The organism is Rhizobium sp. YTU87027, assembly GCF_050644135.1.
GTDB lineage: Bacteria > Pseudomonadota > Alphaproteobacteria > Rhizobiales > Rhizobiaceae > Rhizobium.
Map to the genome: position 1 here is coordinate 2749383 of NZ_CP098440.1, position 25263 is coordinate 2774645.

24 protein-coding genes and 1 tRNA gene are annotated in these 25263 nt (G+C 60.6%); 10 read left to right on the plus strand and 15 right to left on the minus strand.

What is annotated here, in order from left to right:
- Positions 1–4: 4 nt before the first annotated feature.
- Both NBG89_RS13690 and gltB read right to left on the minus strand, forming a co-directional pair.
- A complete protein-coding gene (locus NBG89_RS13690; RefSeq protein ID WP_431320407.1) occupies positions 5–1459 on the minus strand; it encodes a glutamate synthase subunit beta in 1455 nt (484 codons plus the stop codon).
- A 222-nt stretch (positions 1460–1681) separates the two neighbouring features.
- The gene (gltB, locus tag NBG89_RS13695) at positions 1682–6403 is read right to left on the minus strand and encodes a glutamate synthase large subunit (RefSeq protein WP_431320408.1); all 4722 of its coding nucleotides are present in this window, start codon (positions 6401–6403) and stop codon (positions 1682–1684) included.
- Between the two features lie 540 nt (positions 6404–6943).
- Here gltB and NBG89_RS13700 point away from each other — a divergent pair.
- On the plus strand, positions 6944–7993 hold the full coding sequence (locus NBG89_RS13700; protein WP_431320409.1) for a threonine aldolase family protein: 1050 nt from the start codon (positions 6944–6946) through the stop codon (positions 7991–7993).
- Positions 7994–8003: 10 nt separating this feature from the next.
- On the opposite strand, the gene NBG89_RS13705 is transcribed toward NBG89_RS13700, so the two are convergent.
- Positions 8004–8132 (minus strand): hypothetical protein, encoded by a 129-nt coding sequence (locus NBG89_RS13705; protein ID WP_259128832.1) that lies wholly within the window; start codon positions 8130–8132, stop codon positions 8004–8006.
- A gap of 271 nt (positions 8133–8403) precedes the next feature.
- On the opposite strand from NBG89_RS13705, the gene NBG89_RS13710 reads away from it, so the two are divergent.
- The gene (locus NBG89_RS13710; protein ID WP_431320410.1) at positions 8404–8907 is read left to right on the plus strand and encodes a GNAT family N-acetyltransferase; all 504 of its coding nucleotides are present in this window, start codon (positions 8404–8406) and stop codon (positions 8905–8907) included.
- A gap of 60 nt (positions 8908–8967) precedes the next feature.
- Here NBG89_RS13710 and NBG89_RS13715 read toward each other — a convergent pair whose 3' ends face one another.
- Positions 8968–9825 (minus strand): LysR substrate-binding domain-containing protein, encoded by an 858-nt coding sequence (locus NBG89_RS13715; protein WP_431320411.1) that lies wholly within the window; start codon positions 9823–9825, stop codon positions 8968–8970.
- A gap of 92 nt (positions 9826–9917) precedes the next feature.
- Between NBG89_RS13715 and NBG89_RS13720 the strand changes: the two genes are divergently transcribed.
- A complete protein-coding gene (locus NBG89_RS13720; protein ID WP_431320412.1) occupies positions 9918–10922 on the plus strand; it encodes a bile acid:sodium symporter family protein in 1005 nt (334 codons plus the stop codon).
- Positions 10923–10988: 66 nt separating this feature from the next.
- On the opposite strand, the gene NBG89_RS13725 is transcribed toward NBG89_RS13720, so the two are convergent.
- Both NBG89_RS13725 and NBG89_RS13730 read right to left on the minus strand, forming a co-directional pair.
- On the minus strand, positions 10989–11456 hold the full coding sequence (locus NBG89_RS13725) for an Hsp20 family protein (RefSeq protein WP_431320413.1): 468 nt from the start codon (positions 11454–11456) through the stop codon (positions 10989–10991).
- 364 nt (positions 11457–11820) lie between these two features.
- Entirely contained in the window at positions 11821–12696 is an 876-nt protein-coding gene (locus NBG89_RS13730) for a Hint domain-containing protein (RefSeq protein WP_431320414.1), read from the minus strand.
- A 263-nt stretch (positions 12697–12959) separates the two neighbouring features.
- Here NBG89_RS13730 and NBG89_RS13735 point away from each other — a divergent pair, with 263 nt between their 5' ends.
- The gene (locus tag NBG89_RS13735) at positions 12960–13934 is read left to right on the plus strand and encodes an alpha/beta fold hydrolase (protein WP_431320415.1); all 975 of its coding nucleotides are present in this window, start codon (positions 12960–12962) and stop codon (positions 13932–13934) included.
- A 39-nt stretch (positions 13935–13973) separates the two neighbouring features.
- Here the strand turns inward: NBG89_RS13735 and hisN are convergent, their stop codons facing one another.
- The gene (hisN, locus tag NBG89_RS13740) at positions 13974–14747 is read right to left on the minus strand and encodes a histidinol-phosphatase (RefSeq protein ID WP_431320416.1); all 774 of its coding nucleotides are present in this window, start codon (positions 14745–14747) and stop codon (positions 13974–13976) included.
- A 246-nt stretch (positions 14748–14993) separates the two neighbouring features.
- A complete protein-coding gene (locus NBG89_RS13745) occupies positions 14994–15875 on the minus strand; it encodes an N-formylglutamate amidohydrolase (RefSeq protein WP_088692219.1) in 882 nt (293 codons plus the stop codon).
- A gap of 187 nt (positions 15876–16062) precedes the next feature.
- Between NBG89_RS13745 and cpdR1 the strand changes: the two genes are divergently transcribed.
- Together cpdR1 and NBG89_RS13755 are read left to right on the plus strand one after the other, a co-directional pair.
- Complete coding sequence (gene cpdR1, locus NBG89_RS13750) at positions 16063–16425, plus strand: response regulator CpdR1 (RefSeq protein ID WP_007527565.1); 363 nt, start codon at positions 16063–16065, stop codon at positions 16423–16425.
- A gap of 83 nt (positions 16426–16508) precedes the next feature.
- Positions 16509–16583: transfer RNA gene (locus NBG89_RS13755), tRNA-Val, on the plus strand.
- A gap of 117 nt (positions 16584–16700) precedes the next feature.
- On the opposite strand, the gene NBG89_RS13760 is transcribed toward NBG89_RS13755, so the two are convergent.
- Positions 16701–17021, minus strand: coding sequence for a hypothetical protein (locus tag NBG89_RS13760; RefSeq protein ID WP_431320417.1), 321 nt, complete (start codon positions 17019–17021; stop codon positions 16701–16703).
- A 204-nt stretch (positions 17022–17225) separates the two neighbouring features.
- Entirely contained in the window at positions 17226–17447 is a 222-nt protein-coding gene (locus tag NBG89_RS13765; protein ID WP_088692076.1) for a hypothetical protein, read from the minus strand.
- Between the two features lie 274 nt (positions 17448–17721).
- Here NBG89_RS13765 and NBG89_RS13770 point away from each other — a divergent pair, with 274 nt between their 5' ends.
- Entirely contained in the window at positions 17722–18201 is a 480-nt protein-coding gene (locus NBG89_RS13770; RefSeq protein WP_431320418.1) for a hypothetical protein, read from the plus strand.
- Between the two features lie 27 nt (positions 18202–18228).
- On the opposite strand, the gene NBG89_RS13775 is transcribed toward NBG89_RS13770, so the two are convergent.
- The 3 genes from NBG89_RS13775 to NBG89_RS13785 form a co-directional block, all read right to left on the minus strand.
- Positions 18229–18924: a hypothetical protein gene (locus NBG89_RS13775; RefSeq protein WP_431320419.1), complete on the minus strand. Its 696-nt coding sequence runs from the start codon at positions 18922–18924 to the stop codon at positions 18229–18231.
- A gap of 207 nt (positions 18925–19131) precedes the next feature.
- Positions 19132–19314, minus strand: a complete 183-nt coding sequence (locus NBG89_RS13780) for a hypothetical protein (RefSeq protein WP_431320420.1) — start codon at positions 19312–19314, stop codon at positions 19132–19134.
- Positions 19315–19364: 50 nt separating this feature from the next.
- Complete coding sequence (locus tag NBG89_RS13785) at positions 19365–19607, minus strand: hypothetical protein (protein WP_431320421.1); 243 nt, start codon at positions 19605–19607, stop codon at positions 19365–19367.
- A gap of 358 nt (positions 19608–19965) precedes the next feature.
- Here NBG89_RS13785 and NBG89_RS13790 point away from each other — a divergent pair, with 358 nt between their 5' ends.
- Together NBG89_RS13790 and NBG89_RS13795 are read left to right on the plus strand one after the other, a co-directional pair.
- Positions 19966–21057 carry a DUF475 domain-containing protein gene (locus NBG89_RS13790; RefSeq protein WP_431320422.1) on the plus strand — a complete coding sequence of 364 codons (1092 nt, stop codon included), beginning with the start codon at positions 19966–19968 and terminating at the stop codon, positions 21055–21057.
- A gap of 106 nt (positions 21058–21163) precedes the next feature.
- A protein-coding gene (locus tag NBG89_RS13795; protein WP_431320423.1) for an IS3 family transposase occupies positions 21164–22512 on the plus strand; the annotation gives its coding sequence in 2 pieces (ribosomal slippage) (positions 21164–21632 and positions 21632–22512; 1350 coding nt in all).
- A gap of 97 nt (positions 22513–22609) precedes the next feature.
- Here NBG89_RS13795 and NBG89_RS13800 read toward each other — a convergent pair.
- Positions 22610–22777: a hypothetical protein gene (locus tag NBG89_RS13800; RefSeq protein ID WP_431320424.1), complete on the minus strand. Its 168-nt coding sequence runs from the start codon at positions 22775–22777 to the stop codon at positions 22610–22612.
- Positions 22778–23073: 296 nt separating this feature from the next.
- On the opposite strand from NBG89_RS13800, the gene NBG89_RS13805 reads away from it, so the two are divergent.
- On the plus strand, positions 23074–23604 hold the full coding sequence (locus tag NBG89_RS13805; protein ID WP_431322692.1) for an N-acetyltransferase family protein: 531 nt from the start codon (positions 23074–23076) through the stop codon (positions 23602–23604).
- A 137-nt stretch (positions 23605–23741) separates the two neighbouring features.
- Here the strand turns inward: NBG89_RS13805 and NBG89_RS13810 are convergent, their stop codons facing one another.
- Entirely contained in the window at positions 23742–25259 is a 1518-nt protein-coding gene (locus tag NBG89_RS13810; RefSeq protein ID WP_088692082.1) for a tripartite tricarboxylate transporter permease, read from the minus strand.
- Positions 25260–25263 lie beyond the last annotated feature (4 nt).

The window sequence follows — 25263 nt, forward strand, 5'->3', positions numbered from 1 at the left end:
TCGCCTACCGAGGCAAAACCGTCGAGCCCATCAGGGCTTCGTCGATAGCGCGGGCTGCCTGACGGCCTTCGCGGATCGCCCAGACCACCAGAGACTGGCCGCGGCGCACGTCGCCTGCCGTCCAGAACTTGTCGACCGAGGTCTTGTAGTCCTTGTCGTTGGCAACGACGTTGGTCGAGCCGCGACGGTCGGTGTTGAGCGTGAGCTTGCCGTCGAGTTCCTTCAGCACGCTGTCCTTGAACGGACCGCTGAAACCGATCGCGATGAAGGCGAGGTCGGCCTTGATGATGAACTCCGTGCCGGCGATCGGCTTGCGGCGCTCGTCGACTTCGCAGCACTTCACGCCGGTCAGCACACCGTCTTCGCCGACGAACTCAAGCGTTGCCACCTGGAACTCGCGGATGGCGCCTTCCGCTTGCGAGGACGAGGTTCGCATCTTCGTTGCCCAGAACGGCCAGACGGCGAGCTTGTCTTCCTTCTCCGGCGGCTGCGGGCGGATGTCGAGCTGCGTGACCTTCACAGCGCCCTGACGGAAGGCCGTACCGACGCAGTCTGATGCGGTATCGCCGCCACCGACGACGACGACATGCTTGGCGCCTGCGAGGATCGGGTCGGAGGCCCAGCCAACGCTATCGATGTTTTCGCGGCCGACTCGCTTGTTCTGCTGCACGAGGTACGGCATCGCATCATGGACACCGGAAAGCTCGATACCCGGGATACCCGCTTCGCGGGGCGTTTCAGAACCGCCGCAATAGAGAACCGCATCGTGGTCGGCGAGCAGCTGCTCGACCTTCACGTCGACGCCGACATTGACGCCGCAATGGAAGATGACGCCCTCGCCCTTCATCTGCTCGACGCGGCGATCGATGAAGTTCTTTTCCATCTTGAAGTCAGGGATACCGTAGCGCAGCAGCCCGCCGGGCTTGCTTTCGCGTTCGTACACGTGGACCTCATGCCCTGCGCGACCGAGCTGCTGGGCAGCCGCCATGCCGGCCGGGCCGGAACCGATGATCGCAACCTTCTTGCCGGTATGGACAGTCGCCGGCTGCGGACGGATGAATCCGAGCTCGTAGGCCTTGTCGGCGATCGCCTGCTCGACGGTCTTGATCGCAACCGGCGTGTCTTCGAGGTTCAACGTGCAAGCTTCCTCGCAAGGTGCCGGGCAGACGCGGCCGGTGAACTCCGGGAAGTTGTTCGTGGAATGCAGGTTCTGGATCGCCGCTTCCCAGTTGTTGTTGTAGACGAGGTCGTTCCAGTCCGGAATCTGGTTGTGCACAGGACAACCGGTCGGACCGTGGCAATAAGGGATGCCACAGTCCATGCAGCGGGCTGCCTGTTTCTGCACTTCCTGGTCCGACATCGGGATCGTGAATTCGCGGAAATGCCGGATGCGATCCGAGGCAGGCTGATACTTCGCTACCTGCCGGTCGATTTCCAGAAACCCTGTGACCTTACCCATATTTTCGTCCCTTACACTCATGACCGCCTCGCCTGCGGCCAGTTGTCCATCGTCAGCCTCGACAGTGGAGGCAAGTTGCTTCTTTCGACCGTCATCAAGCATATCCCTTGAGTGCTATCCACACGTCTGCGCTGCCTGAGGCTGCTGCCGACGTGTGGGTCATTGAGATATTTCGGTCATCCGCCGCGCCGACCTTCGCCAGCGCAACGGAAGTAAGCGTATTTACTCGGCCGCAATTCCCATGCGGGCGCGTTCCATTTCTTCAAGCGCACGGCGGTACTCGACCGGCATGACCTTGCGGAACTTCGGACGGTAGTCGGCCCAGCTGTCCAGGATCTGCTTGGCGCGGGTGGAGCCCGTGTAGTGCAGATGGTTGGAGATCAGCTGGTAGAGGCGCTCCTCGTCGTGACGCGTCATGTCACCGGAGACGTCGACGCGTCCCTTGTGCATGAGGTCGCCGCCGTGATGATGCAGCTTCTCCAGCATGTCGTCCTCTTCCGGAACCGGTTCGAGCTCGACCATCGCCATGTTGCAGCGCTTGGCGAAATCGCCGGCCTCATCGAGCACGTAGGCAACGCCACCGGACATACCGGCCGCGAAGTTACGCCCCGTCGAGCCGAGAACGACAACGACACCGCCCGTCATGTATTCGCAGCCGTGGTCGCCCACGCCCTCGACGATGGCGATCGCACCCGAGTTGCGGACCGCGAAGCGCTCGCCGGCGACGCCACGGAAGTAGCACTCGCCTTCGGTCGCACCGTAGAGAACGGTGTTGCCGACGATGATCGACTCTTCCGCCACGATCTTCGAGTTCTCAGGCGGCCGGACGATGATCTTGCCGCCCGACAGGCCCTTGCCGACATAGTCGTTGCCGTCACCGATCAGGTTGAAGGTGACGCCGCGCGCCAGGAACGCGCCGAACGACTGGCCGGCCGTGCCCTTGAGCGTCACGCTGATCGTGTCGTCCTTGAGGCCACGGTGGTTGTAGCGCTTGGCAACTTCACCTGAAAGCATCGCGCCCGCCGAACGGTCGACGTTCTTGATGTCGACTTCGAAGGACACAGGCGTCTTCGAAGACAGTGCCGGCTCGGCTTCCGCGATCAGCTTGCGATCGAGAATGTCGTCGATCGGGTGCTTCTGGCGTGATGTCCAGTAGGTCGCATCCTTCGGCGCCTCGACCTTGTGGAAGATGCGGCTGAAGTCGAGCCCCTTGGACTTCCAATGCGCCAGCATCTCGTCCTTCCCGAGCAGTTCCGAAGCGCCGATGATGTCATCGAGCTTGGTGAAGCCGAGCGAGGCCAGGATTTCGCGCACTTCGTTGGCGACGAAGAAGAAGAAGTTGACCACATGCTCCGGCGTGCCCTTGAAGCGCTTGCGCAGAACCGGATCCTGCGTCGCAACGCCGACAGGACAGGTGTTCAGGTGACACTTGCGCATCATGATGCAGCCGGCGGCAATCAGCGGCGCGGTCGCGAAGCCGAATTCGTCGGCACCGAGAAGCGCACCGATGATGACGTCGCGGCCGGTCTTCAGACCGCCATCGACCTGCAGGGCGATGCGCGAACGCAGGCCGTTCAGGACAAGCGTCTGCTGGGTTTCGGCAAGGCCGATTTCCCAAGGAGAACCGGCATGCTTCAGCGAGGTCAGCGGCGATGCGCCGGTACCACCGTCAAAGCCGGAGACGGTGATGTGGTCGGCGCGCGCCTTGGCAACGCCGGCGGCGACCGTGCCGACACCGACTTCCGAGACGAGCTTGACCGAGACATCGGACGTCGGGTTGACGTTCTTCAGGTCGTAGATCAGCTGCGCCAGATCTTCGATCGAATAGATGTCGTGGTGCGGCGGTGGCGAGATCAGGCCGACGCCCGGCGTCGAGTGGCGGGTCTTGGCAACAGTCGCATCGACCTTGTGGCCGGGCAACTGGCCGCCTTCGCCGGGCTTCGCACCCTGCGCGACCTTGATCTGCAGCATGTCGGCGTTGACGAGGTACTCGGTCGTGACACCGAAGCGTCCCGATGCGATCTGCTTGATCGCCGAGCGTTCCGGGTTCGACGAACCATCCGGCAGCGGCATGTAGCGGTCCGACTCTTCGCCGCCCTCGCCGGTGTTGGACTTGCCGCCGATCTTGTTCATCGCGATCGCCAGCGTCGTATGCGCCTCGCGGCTGATCGAGCCGAAGGACATAGCGCCCGTCGAGAAACGCTTGACGATCTCGGCAGCAGGCTCGACCTCATCGACCGAGACCGGCTTGCGACCGAGCTGCTCGGCACTCTTGATGTTGAACAGGCCGCGGATCGTGTTCATGCGCAGCGCCGAGGTGTTCACCATCTCGGCGAACTCGCGGTAGCGGTCCTCGGCATTGCCGCGAACGGCGTGCTGCAGCGTGGCCACCGCATCCGGGGTCCACGCATGGCTTTCGCCGCGCATGCGGTAGGCATACTCACCACCGATATCGAGCGTGGTCGCGAGCAGCGGGTCCTTGCCGAAAGCGGAGTTGTGACGGGCAACGGTCTCTTCGGCGATCGCCTTGAGATCGACGCCTTCGATCATCGTCGCGGTGCCGAAGAAGTACTTGTCGACCAGCTCCTGCTGCAGGCCGATCGCGTCGAAGATCTGACCGCCGCAATAAGACTGATAGGTCGAGATGCCCATCTTCGACATGACCTTGAGGATGCCCTTACCGACCGCCTTGATGTAGCGGTAGACGACTTCGGAGGCGTCCACTTCCTTCGGGAACTCGCCCTTGGCATGCATGTCAAGCAGCGTGTCGAAGGCAAGGTAAGGGTTGATCGCTTCGGCGCCATAGCCTGCGAGCAAGCAGAAATGATGCACTTCGCGCGGCTCGCCGGTCTCGACGACGAGGCCGACCGAGGTACGCAGTCCCTTGCGGATCAGGTGATGGTGGACGGCAGCGGTCGCCAAGAGCGCCGGGATCGCGATACGATCCGGTCCGATCTGGCGATCGGAGAGCACGATGATGTTGTAGCCGCCCTTGACTGCCGCTTCCGCGCGCTCACAGAGACGATCGAGCATCTCGGGCATGCCTTCGGCGCCACGCTCGACGTCATAGGTGAAGTCGAGCGTCTTGGTGTCGAAGCGGTCTTCCGTGTGACCGATCGAGCGGATCTTTTCGAGATCGCCATTGGTCAGGATCGGCTGACGCACTTCCAGGCGCTTGGCATTCGCCATGCCGGTATGGTCGAGAATGTTCGGACGCGGCCCGATGAACGAAACGAGGCTCATGACGAGCTCTTCGCGGATCGGGTCGATCGGCGGGTTGGTGACCTGCGCGAAGTTCTGCTTGAAATAGGTGTAGAGCAGCTTCGACTTTTCCGACATCGCCGAGATCGGCGTGTCGGTGCCCATCGAGCCGACAGCTTCCTGGCCCGTCGTCGCCATCGGCGACATCAGGATCTTGGTGTCTTCGGTCGTGTAGCCGAAGGCCTGCTGGCGGTTGAGCAGCGACACGTCGCGACGCAGCGCGCGCGGCTCGACCGGCTTCAGGTCTTCGAGGATGAGCTGCGTGCGATCCAGCCAGTTGCGATAGGGGTGTTTGGTTGCGAGTTCGGACTTCACTTCCTCGTCGGAAACGATGCGACCCTTCTCCATGTCGATCAGCAGCATCTTGCCCGGCTGCAGGCGCCACTTCTGGACGATATCCTCTTCAGCCACCGGCAGCGTACCGGCTTCCGAAGCGAGGATGACGCGGTCGTCTGACGTGACGAGGTAGCGTGCCGGACGCAGGCCGTTGCGGTCGAGCGTCGCGCCGATCTGCTTGCCGTCAGTGAAGGCAACAGCCGCCGGTCCGTCCCACGGCTCCATCAGGGCAGCATGGTATTCGTAGAATGCCTTGCGGTCGGCCGCCATCGACTGGTTGCCGGCCCAGGCTTCCGGGATCAGCATCATCACGGCATGCGCCATGGAGTAGCCGCCGCGCACGAGGAACTCGAGCGCGTTGTCGAAACAGGCAGTGTCCGACTGGCCTTCATAGGAGATCGGCCAGAGCTTCGAGATATCGTCGCCGAAGAGCGGCGAGGACACCGAGGCCTGACGTGCCGCCATCCAGTTGACGTTGGAGCGCAGAGTGTTGATTTCGCCGTTGTGGGCGACCATGCGGTAGGGGTGCGCCAGCTTCCACGACGGGAAGGTGTTGGTCGAGAAGCGCTGATGTACAAGGGCAACCGCGGTTTCGAAACGCGGGTCCGACAGGTCCTTGTAGTAGGCGCCAACCTGGTAGGCCAGGAACATGCCCTTGTAGACGACGGTCGCCGACGAGAGCGACACCGGATAGAAGTTGCTCTCCTCGCCGTCGAATTCGTCGTAGATGCGGTTGGAGATCACCTTGCGGAGCGTGAACAGGCGACGCTCGAACTCGTCGTTCGTCGCAGCGTCCTTGCCCGCGCCGATGAAGACCTGCACGTGATGCGGCTCGGTGGCAGCAATCTCAGGCGCCTTCGAAAGCGAGGAATTGTCGACGGGCACGTCGCGGAAACCGAGGAAGACCTGACCTTCTTCGGTGATGACGTCCTGGATCACCTTCTTGAAATGCGCGATCTGCTTTTCGTCACGCGGCATGAAGATGTGACCCATGCCGTACTCGCCAACCTTCGGCAAGGTGATGCCCTGCTTGGCCATTTCCTCACGGAAGAAGCGATCGGGGATCTGCACGAGAATACCCGCGCCATCGCCCATCAGCGGATCGGCGCCGACGGCACCACGGTGCGTCAGGTTCTCGAGAATGAAGAGACCGTCCTTAACGATCTGGTGCGACTTCTGACCCTTCATATGGGCGACAAAGCCGACGCCGCAGGCATCGTGCTCGTTGCGCGGGTCATACAGCCCCTGCTTTCGCGGCAGACCGGAGGCGAATTTACGCGTATTGGCCGTCGCGCGCGTCGTTGCTGCTGCGAACTGGTCAAAACCCGTGGATGGCGTCTTCGTCATCTTTCCCTCCTGTCAGAGCCCGCGGGGCTGCGGGCGGCTTCTTGTCGCGCGCCGTCCCTGATCCTAGGTTCGGCGCGTGACAGCGCTGTTGCATTATCGAAGATCCGGTCGCCGGCGGCAGGCTCTCCAGGGGAAAGCAACCGTGCGCTCCTGCGCCTGCCATCCGCCTCCGCACACGGGCATTCGCCCGCATTTGAAGAACTATAGCGTGAAACCCCACGAGTGTAAGGTTTTTTGGCGCCTCTTCGGCCATTGCGGCCAAATAGGACAGCAACCCTGTCCTAATTCACTTGATCTATGGCAGAAACGCGCCACCTGCGCAAGAGTGCAAATTCAAAAAATCGGCAGTTTGCGATCTAATCTTGCCGAAACATCCCATCAGCGAGACATAAAATTACGCGTTTCCGCACTATTTTGTTTATTGATTGCCGAAGTCAATTTTTGTGATGGATTCGACGCCGCCCCTTTGACCTGCCGAGGTGATGGCGTAAGGTCGCCGCCCGAACCCCATCCGCATCACATCCCACGTGGTCTCCCTTCATGTATTTTGCATCTGACAACTGGGCAGGCGCCCACCGATCCATCGCCGAACGTCTGCTCAGGGAATCCGACAGCTTTGCCGCGGCCTATGGCGCAAGCGAGCTCGATCGGCGTGTCGAGCGGCGCTTTGCCGAAGTCTTCGAACGTGAGGTCGCAGTCCTTTTCGTCGGCACTGGCACGGCAGCGAACTCGCTGTCGCTCGCGAGCGTCCAGCGACCGGGCGGCATCACCTTCTGCCATTCCGAAGCGCATGTGATTGCCGACGAATGCGGCGCACCTGACTTCTTCAGCGGTGCGCGCCTGCTTGGCGTTCCCGGCGCGGAAGGAAAGATCGATCCGGCCAAGCTTAGGGAGAAAATCGTGGCTTTCCCGCAGACAGCCGTGCAACACGGGCGCGCAACGGCTGTGACGATCACTCAGGCGACAGAAGCCGGCACAGTCTATAGCCTGTCTGAGATCGACGAGATCGCCGCGATTGCCCAGAAGGACAAGCTGCCCCTCCACATGGACGGCGCGCGCTTTGCTAATGCCCTCGTTTCTCTCGGCGTCAGCCCGGCCGAGATGACCTGGAAGCGCGGCATCGACATGCTGTCCTTCGGCGGCACCAAGAACGGCTGCTGGTGCGCGGAAGCGATCATCTTCTTCAATCCGGCGCAGGCAAAGGAGATGCCATTCATCCGCAAGCGCGCTGCCCAGCTGTTCTCAAAGTCACGCTTCATCGCAGCCCAGTTCGATGCCTATTTCGAGAACGATCTCTGGCTCGATCTCACCCGCCATGCGAACGGCATGTCCGATCGCCTGCGCGCCGGCATCATCGCGAGCAACGCATCGCGGCTTGCCTGGCCGACGTCTGCCAACGAGGTCTTCGCCGTCATCCCAAAAAGCGCCGCGAAAACGGCAGAGGAAAGGGGTGCGAAGTTCTATGAATGGCCGGCGCCGCCAGCGACCCCCGAGCTCGTCGACCCGAGTGAAACGCTGATCCGCCTCGTCACCAGTTTTGCGACTGATGAGGCAGATGTCGATGGTTTCCTGGGCTGCCTCGCCCGCTGATTCCTCAGGCTCAATTCTGATGGCCCGTCACGGCGGATTGCGGCTTGCCGCTATCCGTCGTTTTCGCGTCGTGCCCCGCCACGACAATCAGCATCACACAGGCAACCAGCCCGGATACGAAGAGTACACCATACGTCATCGGTCCGTTCTCCTTGCCCCGAAGATCGACCATGGGTAACCGGAGACTAGGCCCCGAACCTAACCAGATGCCTAAGTGACAAGGTTGAGGGCACCTTAAGATGGTAAGCAGGCCATTAACTTTTGGGCGGGGCAGCGAATGAACATCGCGCGGCAACGAAGCGCTATTGCGTGATGGGACCATGATTGATTGCCGATCTGCTGGCCACTACGCCGAGGTCGCGCTATCACGGGCCATGCCTTGATACCGGAAGACGACGAGAGAGACGCCGATGGAAATCCGTCCCGAACAGCCAAGCGACGTCGCGGCAATCCGCCAGCTCACCAAGGCGGCCTTCGCGCCGATGGCATACAGCAGCCAGACAGAAGCGGAAATCGTCGACGCGCTCCGCCAAGCTAACGCTTTGACAATTTCGCTCGTCGCCGTGGAGGATGGCGACGTCATCGGGCATGTCGCCTTCTCGCCGGTCACTATCGATGGCGGCGACCAGGGCTGGTACGGACTTGGTCCGGTTTCGGTGTGGCCCCACCGCCAGAACGAGGGCATCGGCAGCAAACTCACTCGCGACGGCCTGTCGCGACTGACCGATATCGGAGCCCGTGGCTGCGTTGTTCTCGGCGACCCCGGCTACTACAAGCGTTTCGGTTTCGAAAACGACGATGCCCTGATCTTTGACGGCGCGCCGGCGGAATATTTCATGCGGCTAAGGTTCGATGGTGGCCCGCTGCCGACCGGCAAAGTCAATTATCACGACGGCTTCAACGCCACGGAATAGCTAGGCGACCACGTCGCGGCTCCCGGAAGTGATCGTCATCCCGACGTCGCCCCTCATGCCTCACCCGCTGGTACCAAGGCGTCGCACCTTGCCGAGGATGTCTTCCGACAGTGCCGATACCAGCGCCTGATCGGCGCCCTTGCGTGGCACAAGCACGAATTCCACGTCTTCGAGGAGAGGAAGCCTATCGCGCCCAATCTCTTTCAGGCCCGATGGCGCCATGCTGCGCGGTTGCACCAGCACGCCCATGCCGGCCCGCGCGGCCGCGGTCAGCCCGCTGAGGCTGCCGCAGGTACAGACGATCCGCCAGGCAATCTGGCTTCGGCCCAGCGCCTCGAGGGAAATGCTGCGCGTAATGCTCGGTGGCGGGAAGGCAATCAGGGGCAGCGGCCCGCTGCTCAGCACATGATCCGGGTCCCGCGCCAGCCAGACGAGCGGCTCGCGGTAGACCAGCCGGCCACGCGCGTCGCCCAGCCGACGCTTTGCCAGCACAAGGTCGATCTCGCCATTGTCCTGCATCTCGTAGAGTGTTCCGGATAGCGCCACCGTCAGCTCCAGATCGACGGAGGGGTGCGAACGAACGAAATCCTCGAGCACCGCCGGAAGCTGGCTGGTCACGAAATCTTCCGAGACGCCGAGCCGCAGATTGCCGCGCAGATTCTGCCCTTTGAATTGCGACTGCACCTGCGCTTCGATCGCCAGCATCGCCCGCGCGTGGCCGAGCAGTGCTTCGCCGTCCGTCGTCAGCACCACCTTATGGGTATCTCGCGCCAGCAATCGTCGGCCGACCGCACTTTCCAGCCGCTGGATGTGCTGGCTGACGGTCGATTGGCCAAGGCCCAGCCGCTCGGCGGCCAGCGTGAAGCTTCCCATCTGCTCGACGGCCACGAAGCTGCGCAATTGTGTAAGGTCAAGCACAACCTATCCCGAAGTGTGATAACTGTTATTCCTTGCATCCTGTATCATAATGAAAGAAATACCAATGATCCACCGATCCGATGAGTAAAGCCATGCGCCGCTTTCTGCCCGATACGTTCACGATCCTGCTGGTCTGCACGGTCATCCTCGCCTCACTGCTGCCGGCCAAGGGCACCTTTGCGGGCTATTTCGGGATAGCGACGAACCTGGCGATCGCCCTGCTCTTCTTCCTGCACGGCGCCCGCCTGTCACGTGACGTCGTGATCGCCGGCCTGCTTCACTGGCGGCTGCATCTCGCAATCCTGCTGACGACCTTCGGCCTGTTTCCCATCCTCGGCCTGGGCCTCGGTTTTGTGCCCGAATGGATCCTGCCGAAACCCCTCTATCTCGGCATCCTTTATCTCTGCGTCCTGCCTTCGACGGTGCAATCCTCGATCGCCTTCACCTCCATGGCAGGCGGCAACGTACCGGCTGCCATCTGCTCGGCATCGGCATCGAACATCTTCGGCATGTTTCTGACGCCGCTGCTCGTCGGACTGCTCTTCTCCGTCGGCGGCCATGGCGGCTTCTCATGGGACGTGCTCGGCCAGATCCTGCTGCAGCTACTGCTACCTTTCATCGTCGGTCAGGTGTTGCAACCATGGATCGGCGGCTGGATCCGCGCCAAAAAGACATTGCTGATGCCCGTCGACCGCGGCTCGATCCTCATGGTCGTCTATCTGGCCTTCAGCAAGGCGGTCGTGGAGGGGCTGTGGCATACATTCTCGATCGGCGACATTGCAGCCGTCATCGTCGCCGACATGGCTTTGCTTGCCCTCGTCCTATGCGTCACGATGTACGGCAGCCGTCTGCTGGGCTTCAACAAGGCCGACGAGATCACCATCACCTTCTGCGGCTCGAAGAAGAGCCTGGCCAGCGGCGCGCCGATGGCGAACGTCATTTTCGCCGGGCAATCGGTCGGCGCGATCGTGTTGCCACTCATGCTGTTCCATCAGATCCAGCTCATGATCTGCGCCGTAATCGCGCAGAAATATGCGGCGAAGACGGCGCACCGCATCACGGAAGAGGAAGCCGAAGAAGCGGCAAGCCCGGCCTGACACCGGACAATAAAAAGGCGGCGCTCGAACGAGCGCCGCCGGCATTTTAGGTCTTGGGAGGACCGATTAGTTGGTGACCTGCGCCTCGATGGCCTTCGGCGCGCTGACCGGCTCAGCCGCAATCGCGATCTTGCGCGGCTTCATGGCTTCCGGAATGCTGCGAAGCAGGTCGATGTGGAGCAGACCATTCTTCAGCGAAGCGGCGGTAACCTCGACATGGTCGGCAAGCTGGAAGCGCCGCTCGAAGGCGCGCTTGGCGATGCCGCGATAGAGGAACTCGCTACCATCAGCTTTCTCTTCGCTCTTTTCACCCTTGACGGTGAGGGCGTGGGCCTGTGCTTCGATGGAGATTTCGGTCTCATCGAAACCGGCAACGGCCATGGTGATGCGGTAGGTGTTTTCGCCGGTGCGCTCGATGTTGTAGGGCGGATAAGTCTGGCCCTGGTCAGGCTGACCGAGGCTGTCGAGCATGGTGAAAAGGCGGTCGAAACCGACGGTGGAACGATAGAGGGGAGAGAAGTCTACGTGACGCATGATGTCCTCCTGAGGAAGCGACGTGTTGCGATAATTGCCCCTGAAACCCCTCAATTGGCAGTTTCGGGACGGTTCGGCAGGCCCGTTTGGCGCCTGCAAGAATGAGATGGGGATGATTTTTGCGCAGTTCAAGACCTACGCAGAAGCGGACTCACGTCGCGTGAACCGCATATGAACAGGTGGTTCGGAAGTCATTCATGAGCGGGGGATTAGGAATCATGCCATCGGGTGACACTGGCCCGATGGCTGGAGTGTATCGTCCCTTCGTCTTCAGCCCGATCTCCGGCCGGCATCGCAGAACCCCTCAAGTTCCGCATGCCGGTCTTTTTTATGGTCGAGCTCGAAGACGAGATCCCGCAGCTTGTCAGGCCGACAACGCTTGGGCGCGTGCGTTGATCTGGTCGCAGGCATCCCCGAACGGATCGCGCATCGGCACCAGGAGCGAAGCGCCAATGAGAAGCAGCGCTTTCAAGTGCGCCCGGCCACCTTCCTCGCCCAGCACAGTTGCGTAGGATGTCATCGCGGTGTGCTCCTCACGGGCAAAGAGGTGCTTGTATTCGGCAAAATTGGAGAAGTTCTCGTGATTGTTCTCCGAGGGACGGAAGGTCTCGGCCGCGGCACCTTCGGCAAGGATGACTTCGTGGGTACTGAGCAGGACGGCATAGTACTCGATCGACGTGTCGTCGGCCGGAACGACCGGCGCGATTGTCGTGCCGTTCACGAGATCCCTCACGCGGATCAGAACGCCATTCAGAAACAGCGCATGGCCGGGCGACAGGTAGAGATCGGAATGCGGTGTGCGGCTATCCAGCGCGTGGCGGGAAACCCGGATCGGCACGACCCCTTCCTGCCAGCGCTGGCCGCTCTTCTTGAAGACTTGGCGGCCGACCCACTTGACGGGACGGGCGCTCCCGTCCGGAAGGGCAACGATATCGCCGACGCGCAAATCCTCGACAGGCTTTTCGCCGCAATCCGTGAGGATCGCCGTCCCACGCAGGAAGCACTGAGCGCCGCCGCTGCCGCCACCGCCACCAGACCCTCCGTGCCCACCGGAGCCGTTCCCGCCTCCACCGGAGTGACCCCGCCCCCAACGCCGGCCCATCGCGCTCGCGGGAGACTTGGAAACTGCCGCCGCCAACGCCGTGAGGCTGGCGAGCCGAGCACCGGCAGCTGCGGCCACGCCTAGAAAATGTCTTCGCGCGGTATTGCGGGGCAGCTGCGGATCTTCCTTGAGTGACATGCTGGCGTCCTTTGAAATAGAGTAATACCAGCCAATACTATAATAAGTTGTATTTCATTGAACTTCGCAGAATAGGGCCAACCCCTACCGAAAAGGGGCGTAGGTAAGGCACGCCGTCGGACTCCACGGATTGCAAGGCGGCAACTAAACTCAACTCAAGATACACATCCGGTTTGCCGAAGCTTTTTTCTTTGATTTGACACAGCGATCGCCTATCCGCTTTACTCTGAAGGCGAATCCGCGAAGGACACGATCGATCGACCATGGAACAGGTCCTTTTTTCGACCCCCGATAATCCGGCACCCGAAAACCGCACCGAAGGCTTCTTCGAGACGCATGACGGCCATCGGCTGCGCTATGCAGTGTTCCGCGCCGATGCGCCGGTGGCGAAGGGCACCGTCGTGCTCCTCCAGGGTCGAAACGAATACATCGAGAAGTATTTCGAGACGATCCGTGATCTGACGGCCAAGGGCCTCTGGGTCGCGACCTTCGATCTGCGCGGCCAGGGCGGCTCCGACCGGCTTCTGAAGAGGGGCCAGTATGGCCACGTCCGGCGCTTCATCGACTACGAGCACGACCTCGACACATTCCTCGAGAAGATCGTGTTGCCGGATACCCGACTGCCGTTCTTCATTCTCGCGCATTCGACCGGCGCGCTGATCGCAATGTCGGCTGCCCCGTACCTCTCGACACGGATCGAGCGGATGGTCCTGACGGCCCCCTTTATCGGCCTCTCGGGTCAGGCAGCGTCGGAGGGCACGATCCGTGCCCTCGCCGAGGTCGCCTGTTCGCTCGGTCTCGGCTCGTTTCCGCTAACGCGCAGGCTTAAAGAGCTGCCGTTCCGCGACAATCCGCTGACATCGGACGAGACGCGGTTCGAGCGCAACGTTGCCGTAGCAGCGGCTCATCCGGAACTGACCCTTGGTCCGCCGACCGCGCGCTGGCTGCACGACTCCTTCCGGACGATCGATCGCGTGACCTCCCCCAGTCATCTGTTTTCGATCACCATACCGACGGTCGTCATCGCACCGACCCGCGACGCCATCGTGCCCTATATCGCGCAGGAGCGTATCTCACGCTACTTCCGCGCCGCTCAGTTTGTGCCGATCAATGGTGCGCGGCATGAAGTGCTGCAGGAGCGCGATGTCTACCGCAAGGCAGCGCTCGCGGCCTTTCACGCCTTCGTCCCCGGCAGTGACGCCGAGGCTGTGGAGGAAGTCGAAGGATTTGGCACCTAGCCCGGCCCTCCAAGAGACCGTGGCAAATGCCGTCGGATACTATCGACTGAGAATGGCCATCGCCTGTTCGTAGACGGCGCGGCTTCCCGCTGCAATGATCGAGCCGCCGTTTTCCGGGCGCCCGCCATCCCAGGTCGTGATGATCCCACCGGCATTCTCGATGACGGGAATGATGCCGCCGACATCATACGGCTTCAGGCTGTTTTCGATCACCAGGTCGACGTGGCCGGCAGCAAGCAGCGCATAGGCATAGCAATCCGTGCCATATCGGAAGAGTCTTACCTGGCTTTCGACTTCCCGGTATTTCTCCATCTCGGCGCCGGTAAAGAGATGCGGTGAGGTGGTGAAGAGAATGGCGTTTGCCAGAGCGCCGCAATCGCGGACCTGCAACCGGCGCTCGCCCTCTGGGCCGCTATAGATGGAACCATTCGCATCCGCGAAGTAGCGTTCCCCGGTAAAGGGCTGCTCGATCATTCCCATGATGGCCCTGCCGTCGCGCTGCAGACCGATCAGCGTTCCCCAGACAGGCACACCGGAAATAAAGGCGCGAGTACCATCGATCGGGTCGATCACCCAGACATATTCGCGATCGAGGCCGACATCGCCGTGCTCTTCACCAAGAATGCCGTGATCCGGGAAATGCTCCTCGATCAGCGCACGAATGGCGACTTCCGCGGCCCTGTCGCCTTCGGTGACCGGGTCAAAGCCGCTCGACAGCTTGTTGGTCACGTCAAGCCCGGACCGGAAACGCGGTAACGTCTCGGCCTTGGCGGCCTCCGCCAGGCGATTGAAGAACGAGCGATCAGGAAGCATGGTGAAATCCATCGGTGGCGCGCGAGTGGCGCTTTTCATAGCGGAATTGCGGTCAGTTGCAAACGAGAGCAGCAGCTTTTAGCTGGCTGCACAATATTTTTGCACCGCAAAATATTGATTGACAATTGTGCACCGCAATAGTAGCGTTTGCTCACAGTCTTTTGACTGTAAATACCCTCCTTGGGTGTTTCCTCCCTAGACTTAGACCGCCGTGAGGCGGTCTTTTTTTAAGCCATCCCGGAAGACTTACTCGGCAGCCAGGGCAGAGTCGGTCGCAAACTGCGCCACATAGATCGCCATCTGACGCATAAAGGCAGTGATCGCTCCGGCGACCAGGGCAAAGTCGGCGCGCTTCTCCAGCGTGATTTCGTCGACATAAATCGACCGGTTCACTTCTATCTGCAACGCATGAAGCCCGCGTGACGGCCGGCCGTAGTGCTCGGTGATGAAGCCACCGGCATAGGGTTTGTTGCGGATCGCCGTGAAGCCCATTTCCTCGAAGATGGCGACGGCCGCCCGCGACAGCTCGGCCGAAGCGCTGGTGCCATAGCGATCGCCGATGATGAAATCCGGCCGCGCATTGGTGCCTGCGACGCGGACATTGCCCGGCATGGAGTGGCAGTCGATCAGTACACCGAAGCCGAACTGGACATGCGTGCGTGCGATCAGCCGCCGCAGCGCCGCATGATACGGCTTATAGACGGCCTCGATGCGATCGAGCCCTTCCTGCACCGACAGCCGACGGGCGTAGATTTCCATGTTCTCGGCAACGATACGGGGAATGGTACCAAGGCCGCCTGCGACGCGCAGCGAATTGATGTTGGCATAGGGCGGCAGCAGTCCGTCGAACATGCGCGGATCAAGTTCGTAGGGCTCGCGGTTCACATCCAGGTAGGCGCGCGGAAAATTGGCGAGCAGGAGCGGCGCCCCGAGCGCGCTCGCATCGGCAAACAGCTCATCGACATAGTGGTCCTCGGAACGACGGATGGAAACGCCTTCGAGCCGCGACTGGGCGATGAATTCGGGCGGATAGATGCGCCCGCTGTGCGGCGAGTTGTAGACGAATGGAATGGCGTGCGACAAAGGCTCCCGGATCTCGAAAAGTGCGTATTCGGGGATTTCGTGCACCCTTTTTCCCTTTTTACCATGCCAGGAGGCGACTGCTTCGCCCATGTTGCCAGTTGCCGCACCGCAAGTCCATACTATCTCATGGGGATGACGGCCCAGACAGCCTCTTCACCGGTTGTTTACTGGCCGACTTCTAGTGTAATTGGCTGGAGCCCCACGCATAAATTACTGATTAGCGGTCTGGATAATGACTCAGAAGATACTTCTTGCAGAAGACGACAACGACATGCGCCGCTTCCTTGTGAAGGCGCTTGAAAAGGCAGGCTACAAGGTCCTCTCTTACGACAACGGTGCCAGCGCCTATGACAGGCTTCGCGAAGAACCCTTCTCGCTGCTCCTGACCGATATCGTCATGCCCGAAATGGACGGAATCGAACTGGCGCGCCGCGCGACCGAACTCGATCCGGACCTGAAAGTGATGTTCATCACCGGATTCGCGGCTGTCGCGCTGAACCCTGATTCGAAGGCGCCGAAGGATGCGAAGGTTCTTTCCAAGCCTTTCCACCTCCGCGACCTCGTCGAGGAAGTGAACAAAATGCTTGCCGCGTAAGGCTTCCGGCAGTGCATGTCACAAAACCGAAAAAAGTCTATTGACGACAAAAACGGTTTGTGGTCTATGCGCCGCCATCGGATGGGCGTGTAGCTCAGCGGGAGAGCACTACGTTGACATCGTAGGGGTCACAAGTTCGATCCTTGTCACGCCCACCATTCGAATTCAAAGGCTTAGCGAGAAATCGCTAAGCCTTTTTCGTTTCCGGCTCGAGCACTATTTCGCGCGTGCGACGACAACGCATCGCCGCGTCCCCCAAGCTCCGGCATCTGACGCTAGGGGTTGTTGTAAAACGATCCGCCGTCGTACGTGCAGGCGTAGTCGAGGACACATTGGCTGCCGGTTTTGTCCCGGAAACTGGCGGTGGTGCGCGCATAGCCCAGGCCACATTTGGCAGGCGGATAGCGGAAGCTGCTGCCGCCGAAGCCGGAGCGGACAAACACCTTCTTGTTCTGGCGGATGATCTGCGAGATTTGACTGCAGGTGTAAGCGCGCGCATCGACGTTCAAGGCACCCGCAGAAAGCGCCGTCGATGGCAGCACGAGCGTTACGGCCAACAGCGAAGCATTAACAGCGAGTCTGAACGCAGCGCCCATTTCACCTTCCCCGGCATGAGCATGGCGGGAAACAACTATACTCGCTTTCGGCGAACCGGACAAAGCAACCGGTACCGTCAAGCGTGCGGCCGGTTGCGAGGTCGTAGGTGACCCGCAACATCGCCAAAACAGTCCGATGTCCCCATATGCAGAGCGCCCGCCAAACCAGCGGGCGCTTCGTTCAGTGGGGCAGGGTGAGCCATATTACATGCACGCTGGTGCGGACTTCATGGCCGCCTCGGCGAGCGCTTTTGTCTTGTAGGCGCTACCGACAGCCATCGCGGCCTTGCCGTCAGGACGCTTCGAAACGATGCTGCATTTGCTGCTGTTCGGAGCATGCTCCACATAATAGTGGCTGCTTGCGGCAAGCGCCGGAGCGACGCCGAAGGCCAGGATAGCAACACTCAGAGCGATTTTCCTGATCATCGCATTCCTCCATCTTAGCTAGACTGGCAATCTCGCTGCCAGACGAGGGTTTAGCTATCGCTCGCGATCATTTTGCCCAAGCGTCATATCACCGCATGCAGAGGACGCCCGTATGGAGTACGAGTGCACTTGTCTCCCACCGGTGCCATCATTCCGGTTTTCTGGCCGATTGCCAGAATGGAAAGTCGAGCCTATCGACCAATTTCGAACACAGAACAATGGCAAGTCGCTGCCGACAACAGCACTGCTGAGACACGCACTACGAGGTAAAGACATGAGACTGGCAACTTTGGCCGCCGCTTCGCTGCTCGCGGCGACACTGACCACGACAGCAGATGCGGCTTCGCAGAATTTCCCCGGCGCCCCCGGTGCCCTGACGCTCACCGGCAAATGCGCCAAGCTCGTCGTCGGCAAGGTCGACGCGACGAAGGGTTGTGAAGGCGAACTTGCAAGCGTGACGCTTGTGAATGGCCAAGTCACTTTCATCTTCACCTCGGGCGGCAAGATGCTGGGCTTTCAAGGCGATGGCACGGCTATCAAGCCTGCTTCGAACGGCAACGCCCGCATGCCGCTCAACCTCGTGGTGACCGGCGTCGGCCAGAAGATGACAGGTCAGGTAAAGGTTGCCGGCACCTGCACGATGGGCAACCCGTACGGCGGCAAGCCGGTTGACATCGAATGCACGGCCGAAAGCAAGGACACGGCCTTTACGGGCAGCTTCCGCACCAACGGCAAGGCGCCGAAGCAGAAATAGGCGACCGTTTGTTGTTTTAGGTTAGGCTCAGGCACACCAGGCGCCACTCGCGCCCGGTTTGCGGGCCAAGCCCTCGTTGATCATCTGCACACCGATCGACCGACCGTCGCGCGACACGACATGCGGGGCGCCTGCCTTTCCAGGCTGCCCAGCCGGGTTCAACGAGAAGGATCCGGCGTTCAAAATGCTCAGGAGCCGCAGCTTGGCAGCGAAGCCCAGCCGTTTCTCATTGTCGCAGCGAGCCGTCTCGATACCTGGCGTCACGACGTCGGCAATGGCAATCTTCTCGCCCTTGTACCAGAACGTATCTCCATCGGCGACGCAGTTGATATGCTCCCCCTGCCCGCAATAGCCAAACGCAGCCTTGCCGGTCTGCTCCTGCGCAGGCGAGACGGAAACAGGTACAGGCTTCTCCGGGACGACGGGTGCTTTGGCCGGAATGGGCACGGCAGCGGGCGGCGTCAGGCGTGCCGCGGTTATCGAAGCGGTCTGCCGGGGGCTGGTGTCGCGCTCGGGTTCGTTCCGTGCGACCGTGGCCGGCCGAGCGAACGTCGCTACTGGCGCATGCGCCGCCAGCATCGGTTTCACGCTTTTCCAGTTGTCGTATAGCGCAATACCGCCAACGGCCAGAACACCGATGATTGTCCAGGAGAGCGCGCTTCCGCCTCCTCTTGCCTTCGATCGTGCCGATGATTTGCGGCGGCGTGTCGCGGTCTTTGCCATCTGTCCGATTCCCGTGAATGCGCCGATTATCGCCGGGTAATCCTTTCCGAAAGGTTGGCGACCAAGCATTTTGGCGCGGCGGCGGCAAAGCATGTTCGAAAGAGGTCGATCATCTTCCTGGAAATCCAGCATCGACGGGACAGAGACCGGCCGCTGCCCCGATGCCGGTTCTCATCGATCGTCGCGCCGCCAGCCATAGCGCAGGTGTCAGGCGCGAGCCGGCGAGGTCCTTTCCGACGACGAGCGCATTGGCGAGGCGCAACGGGAGCCCGCCGAGTCTGCGATATCGCTTCTTTCCAATTCGACCTGTGTATCAGCGGCGGCGCGAAGCGCCTGCCATTCGATCTCGTGCTTGATGGCAATGTCGTGCGGCACCAAAACTGCTTTCATCTTTTCTCACCGGTTGTCGCGAATATGAAGTGGATTGCAGTGGCGGCAGATCAACGACGTGGCTTGGCAAGCGTGGAATCGTCTTCCACGGCCGGCTTCGGCCCGCCTTTCGAAAGATCGCCGCCAGTGACGTGAGCGGGAACGTGAACGTCTTCAAAAACGCCATGCGGCAGCGTCAGGTCGACGTGATGCGGCGGCAGCACCTGCGCCTTCTGCATTCGGTTGGGACGCACCCGCTTCATGCGGTCGGACTTTTCCGTGCGTTTGTCGGGGATGTGGGTCGAGGGGTGCATCGTCGGCCTCCTGTTCATGCGCATATGACGGGTGAAGGTGTAACGACGGCGACGCTGGATAGTTCCCAAGAAAACAACAAAGCACACCGCGTCGATCTTGACTGGCGTGGCAAGTTCACTACCTTCGCTCTATCCCTCGGCCTCGGACATCGGCCGATGGGTCAACCTGGTGCCGGGCCCCTCTGGCGAGAGTTTTTACGGCGCTCTCGTGATGTCGGTACCGCCTGCAGCTTAAGCCGGCGGATTTTTCATCGATGAAAAAGCTTACCATGCCTCACGCGCATGCCCTTTGTGGTATGCCGCGTTTTTCACGCACATATTCTCTGTTCGAAACCGTTCGCGGCTGCGAGGTGCAGCCATGACCAACAGTTCCCAGCAAAAACCGACGCTCAGCTATTTCCGCTGGGCTTTCATCGTCACCATCCTCGGCCTGATCCTGGGCGCAGCCCTCGGCTGGCAGACGACCGGCACGATCGGCGGCATGGCGACCGTCTTCTTCATCTGCACGGTACTCGCCGTGCTGGAAATCTCACTCTCTTTCGACAATGCCATCGTCAATGCCAACAAGCTCAAGGAAATGACGCCGGTCTGGCAGCATCGCTTCCTGACCTGGGGCATCGTCATTGCCGTCTTCGGTATGCGTATCGTCTTCCCGTTGGCGATCGTCGCGATCGCCGCCAAAATCGGCCCATTGGAAGCCCTGGTGCTCGCGGCCCGGGAGCCTGCGGAATACGCCCGCATCATGAACGACGCGCATCTGCCGATCGCAGCCTTCGGCGGCACCTTTCTAATGATGGTCGGCCTCAACTACTTCTTCAATCACGAGAAGGACGTCCACTGGATATCAGGGCTTGAAAAGCTGATGGCCCGCTCGGCGACCATCAAGGGCGTCGAGATCACCTTCGTGCTGGCGCTGGTTCTCGTGTTCTCGTCATTCCTCGGCGAAGAAGAAGCCACGACCTTCGTGCATTGCGCCATCTATGGCCTTCTGACTTTCCTAGCTGTTGAGGTGATCGGCGGTCTACTCGATGCTTCGCAGCAGACGATGAGCGCTGCCGCCAAGGGCGGTCTCGGCGCCTTCATCTATCTGGAAGTGCTGGATGCCAGCTTCTCCTTCGACGGCGTCATCGGTGCCTTCGCGCTGACGCAGAACCTCTTCGTCATCGCCATCGGGCTCGGCATCGGTGCCATGTACGTGCGTTCGATGACGATCATGCTTGTCGAAAAGGGAACGCTTGCCGAATACCGCTACCTCGAGCATGGCGCCTTCTACGCGATCCTGATCCTCTCGGTGATCATGTACGTGCAGACCATGTACCATATTCCCGAGGTGATCACCGGCCTTGGCGGCGCGGCCCTGATCGGCATCTCGCTCTGGTCTTCCATCCGCTACAACAAGAAGGAGCAGGCGCAAGAGCGCGCCGAGGCGCACAAGGAACTGCACGCCTGATACGTGTGAGCCGCATCGACCGATGCTGCTTCATCACGGCAAAAATAAAGCCCGCGACCATTGAACTGACCCCCGAAAGTTGGACAACAACCTTCGGGGGTTTTTCATGTCCAAGCACAGCGAAGCTTTTAAGCGATCTGTTGTGGAGTTTTATCAGACGGGTGAGCGAGGCGCTCGCGAAGTAGGCCGGCGTTTCGGCGTAGATCATGCCACGGTTCGTACATGGGTGGCGAGTTACGCGGCGCACGGACCTTTAGGTCTGGCGAAGAAATTCAGCCGCTACGATACAGCTTTCAAGCTGTCGGTTCTCCAGCGGATGTGGGAGGATGGTCTGTCCTACCGTCAGACGGCGGCGTTGTTCGACATCCGCAATAAGAGTAGCCTGGCGGATTGGGAGCGACGCTATAAGACTGGCGGTATTGATGCCTTGAGCCCGCGTCGCAAAGGAAGGCCCCGATCAATGCCCGAGCCGCAAAAACAACCGGACGCTTCACGCAGCGATGATAAGAGCCGTGAGGAGTTGCTGGCGGAGCTGACCTATCTGCGGATGGAGAACGCCTACCTAAAAAAACTCGATGCCTTAACGCTGGAGCAAGCAGCGCTCAAAAAGCGCAAGTCATCCAAGCGTTAAGGCCATTCTATCCCATTGATAGCTTGCTGAAGCTTTCGGGCCTTTCCCGCAGCACTTTTTATTATCGGCAAAAGGTGTCGGCGCTTTGCGACAAGCATGCTGCGCTGAAGGACCGGATCAAGGCCGTCTTCCACGCTCACAAGGGCCGCTATGGCTATCGGCGCGTGACTGCAGAGATCCGCCAGGAGGGGCACAGGGTCAATCACAAGACGGTGCAGCATCTGATGGTCAAGATGGGACTGAAATCGCTGGTCAGACCGAAGAAATATCGCTCCTACAAGGGCAGCGTCGGGCGCATAGCTCCCGATCTGATCAAACGGCAGTTCACCGCACAGGCGGTCAATCAGAAATGGGTGACGGATGTCACCGAATTTAACGTCGGGGGTGAGAAGCTCTATCTCTCGCCGGTTATGGACTTGTTCAACGGAGAGATCATTGCTTTTGAAACCGCAAGACGGCCCGTCTTCAAACTGGTGGAAGGGATGTTGAGCAAGGCGTTGAACCAGCTAGGCAACAATGACAAGCCGATCCTGCATTCTGACCAGGGATGGCATTACCAGATGTCCGCATATCAGCAGCGACTGAAAAAACACGGCATCCAACAGAGCATGTCACGCAAAGGCAACTGCCTCGACAACGCGGCAATGGAGAGCTTCTTCGCAACCCTCAAGTCCGAGCTCTTCTATCCCAATCGGTTCGAAAGCACCCAGAGCCTGAAGAACGGCATCAAGGACTATATCCACTACTACAATCATCAGCGCATCAAGCTGAAACTGAAAGGACTGAGTCCTGTGCAATACAGAACTCAGTCCCTTGTATCATAGCCCAGCAACCGTCCAACTTTATGGGGTCAGTTCACCATCCGGTTGCGGGCTGTTTCGTATCCGGCGATCGTGGATCGCCAAAACCGCGCCGAAGCGCTTAGTGGTTGATTCTACCGAACATGCTCGGATCGATACCGAGCTCGCGCAGATCGCGTGCCTTCGGGCGGCGGCCAGCTTCGACAGCGGCGCTCGCAGCATTCGCAGCACTGATCATCGCAAAGGCGCGGCCAAGGAAACCATCGCGGATGGACTTACGGAAGGACATTTCTTTCTCGCTTTGCTTTATGATTGACTGCTCATATGTGTGCCTCCCCATGCGTTGCGACAAGCGATGGAACTTCAGCCCTGCCATGCAAAAACACGAGATCAGAATAGACGCACGACAGGCAGCCACCCACGAGCGGCGTCTGCGCACTCGGGCGAGGTCTGGAAATGCATGTTCCGATCGTGCTTCCCGATATTTGAGAGCGTCTACCTTGGCGATCACGCAAGCGCTACCGTATGACTCAGCAAAACGAGGCACAGTACGGAGCCGTGGCGTGATCACAAGGATTGGATGACATGCTGTTGACAGAACCGTTCGTGATCAGACGTGCCGAGTTATCGGAGGCCGAAGCCTTGGCGCAATTTGCCGCGCACCTATTTCGCGATACCTACGATAAAGACACAGCGGCGTCCGACATCGACGCTCACATCGAGAAGAATTTCAGCGTCGGACATCAGGCCGGGGAGATCAGCGATCCCTCCGCCGCGGTGTTTCTTTCGACATTTGATGACCGCATCATCGGATACGCGCACGTCATTTTCGACTCGGTCAATCATCGGCCGGCCTTTCTCAATCGCATTTATGTCCACACCGGTTGGAGAGGCCGTGGATTGGCGACCGAACTCTTGGAGACCGTTCTGAGCGAGGCTAGGCAACGCGGCGAAACCCGTTTGGAGTTGACTGTATTCGAGCAAAACGCCCGGGCGATCGCGTTTTACAAAAGAGCCGGATTCGCAGTGACCGGTAACACGGCATTTACCGTCGGTCAGGACGTCCAGACCGACCTCGTGATGGCGATAGACCTGGTCGAGGGTCTCGACACCTAACCGCACAGCCACGCGAGCAAGACGTCTGATGTGACGCGGTGCCGTGTCCGCCACCGCGTCTCGCGGGCCTGAACGAAAAGGGCCGGCGATGTGTCCATCGCCGGCCGCAATTGAGGGGTTCGGGCAGTCTTTTTCTTTTAATCCTCGTTGGCCGCCAGCTGCGACAGAACCTCGCCGCGTCCGCGCAGGCGCAGGATCAGCGGGATGATGAAGGCGGCGGCGGCGACGATCAGCAGGCCGGCCGCGATCGGCGACATCACCAGCGTCGTCACGTCGCCCTGGCTGATCGCAAGCGCGCGGCGCAGCTGCTGCTCGGCCAGTGGGCCAAGGATGAGGCCGACGACCGCGGGCGCGATCGGATAGCCGAAAAGCCGCATGATGTAGCCGAGGACACCGAAGGCGAGCAGCATGCCGAGTTCAAACACCGAGGGGTTGGCGCCGATCGTGCCGAGCGTCGCAAACAGCAGGATGCCGGCATAGAGCCATGGCTTCGGGATCGTCAGCAGGCGTACCCAGAGACCGATCAGCGGCAGGTTGAGCACCAGGAGCATCGCATTGGCGATCAGCAGGCTGGCAATCAGGCCCCAGACGATCTGTGGGTTGTTCGCAAATAACAGGGGGCCGGGCTGCAGACCGTATTGCTGGAAGCCGGCGAGCATGATCGCCGCCGTTGCCGAAGTCGGCAGGCCGAGTGTCAGGAGCGGAACGAGCGTACCGGCAGCCGATGCGTTGTTCGCAGCCTCTGGACCGGCCACACCCTCAATCGCGCCACGGCCGAATTCCTCGGGATTCTTGCTCAGCCGTTTCTCGGTGGCATAGGAGAGGAATGTTCCGATCTCTGCGCCGCCGGCCGGCATTGCACCTATCGGGAAACCAATGAGGGTGCCGCGCAGCCACGCTTTCCAGGAACGCGCCCAGTCCTGTGCCGTCATCCACAACGAACCCTTGACCGCCTCGACGGTCTCCTCGCCCCGATTGCCCTGAGCGGCAATATAGAGTGTCTCGCCAATAGCAAACATCGCAACCGCCAACGTCGTGACCTCGACACCGTCGAGCAGATCCGGAACGCCGAAGGAAAGACGCGCCTGGCCGGTCTGCAGGTCGATACCGATCATAGCAAGCGCAAAGCCGATGAAGAGCGACGTGAGCCCCCTCAGCGCCGAGTCCCCGAAAGCAGAGGAAACCGTGACGAAGGCAAGGATCATCAGCGCAAAATACTCGCGGGGGCCAAAGACGAGAGCGAGTTTGACGATATAGGGGGCGATGAAGGCCAGTCCGAGCGTGGCGATGAGACCCGCCACGAACGAGCCGATCGCCGCTGTCGCGAGCGCGGGGCCGCCCCTGCCCGCCCGGGCCATCTTGTTGCCCTCCAATGCGGTGACGATCGAGGAGCTTTCGCCCGGCGTGTTGAGAAGGATCGAGGTCGTCGAACCACCATACATCCCGCCGTAGTAGATGCCAGCGAACATGATGAGCGATCCGCCCGGATCGAGCTTGTAGGTGACCGGCAGCAGGAGTGCGACCGTCAGCGCCGGACCGATGCCCGGTAGAACGCCGACGGCCGTTCCAAGCGTTACGCCGATCAACGCGTAAAGCAGGTTCATCGGCTGCATGGCAACCAGGACGCCCTGAAGGAGGAGTTCGAAAGTGTTCATGGGC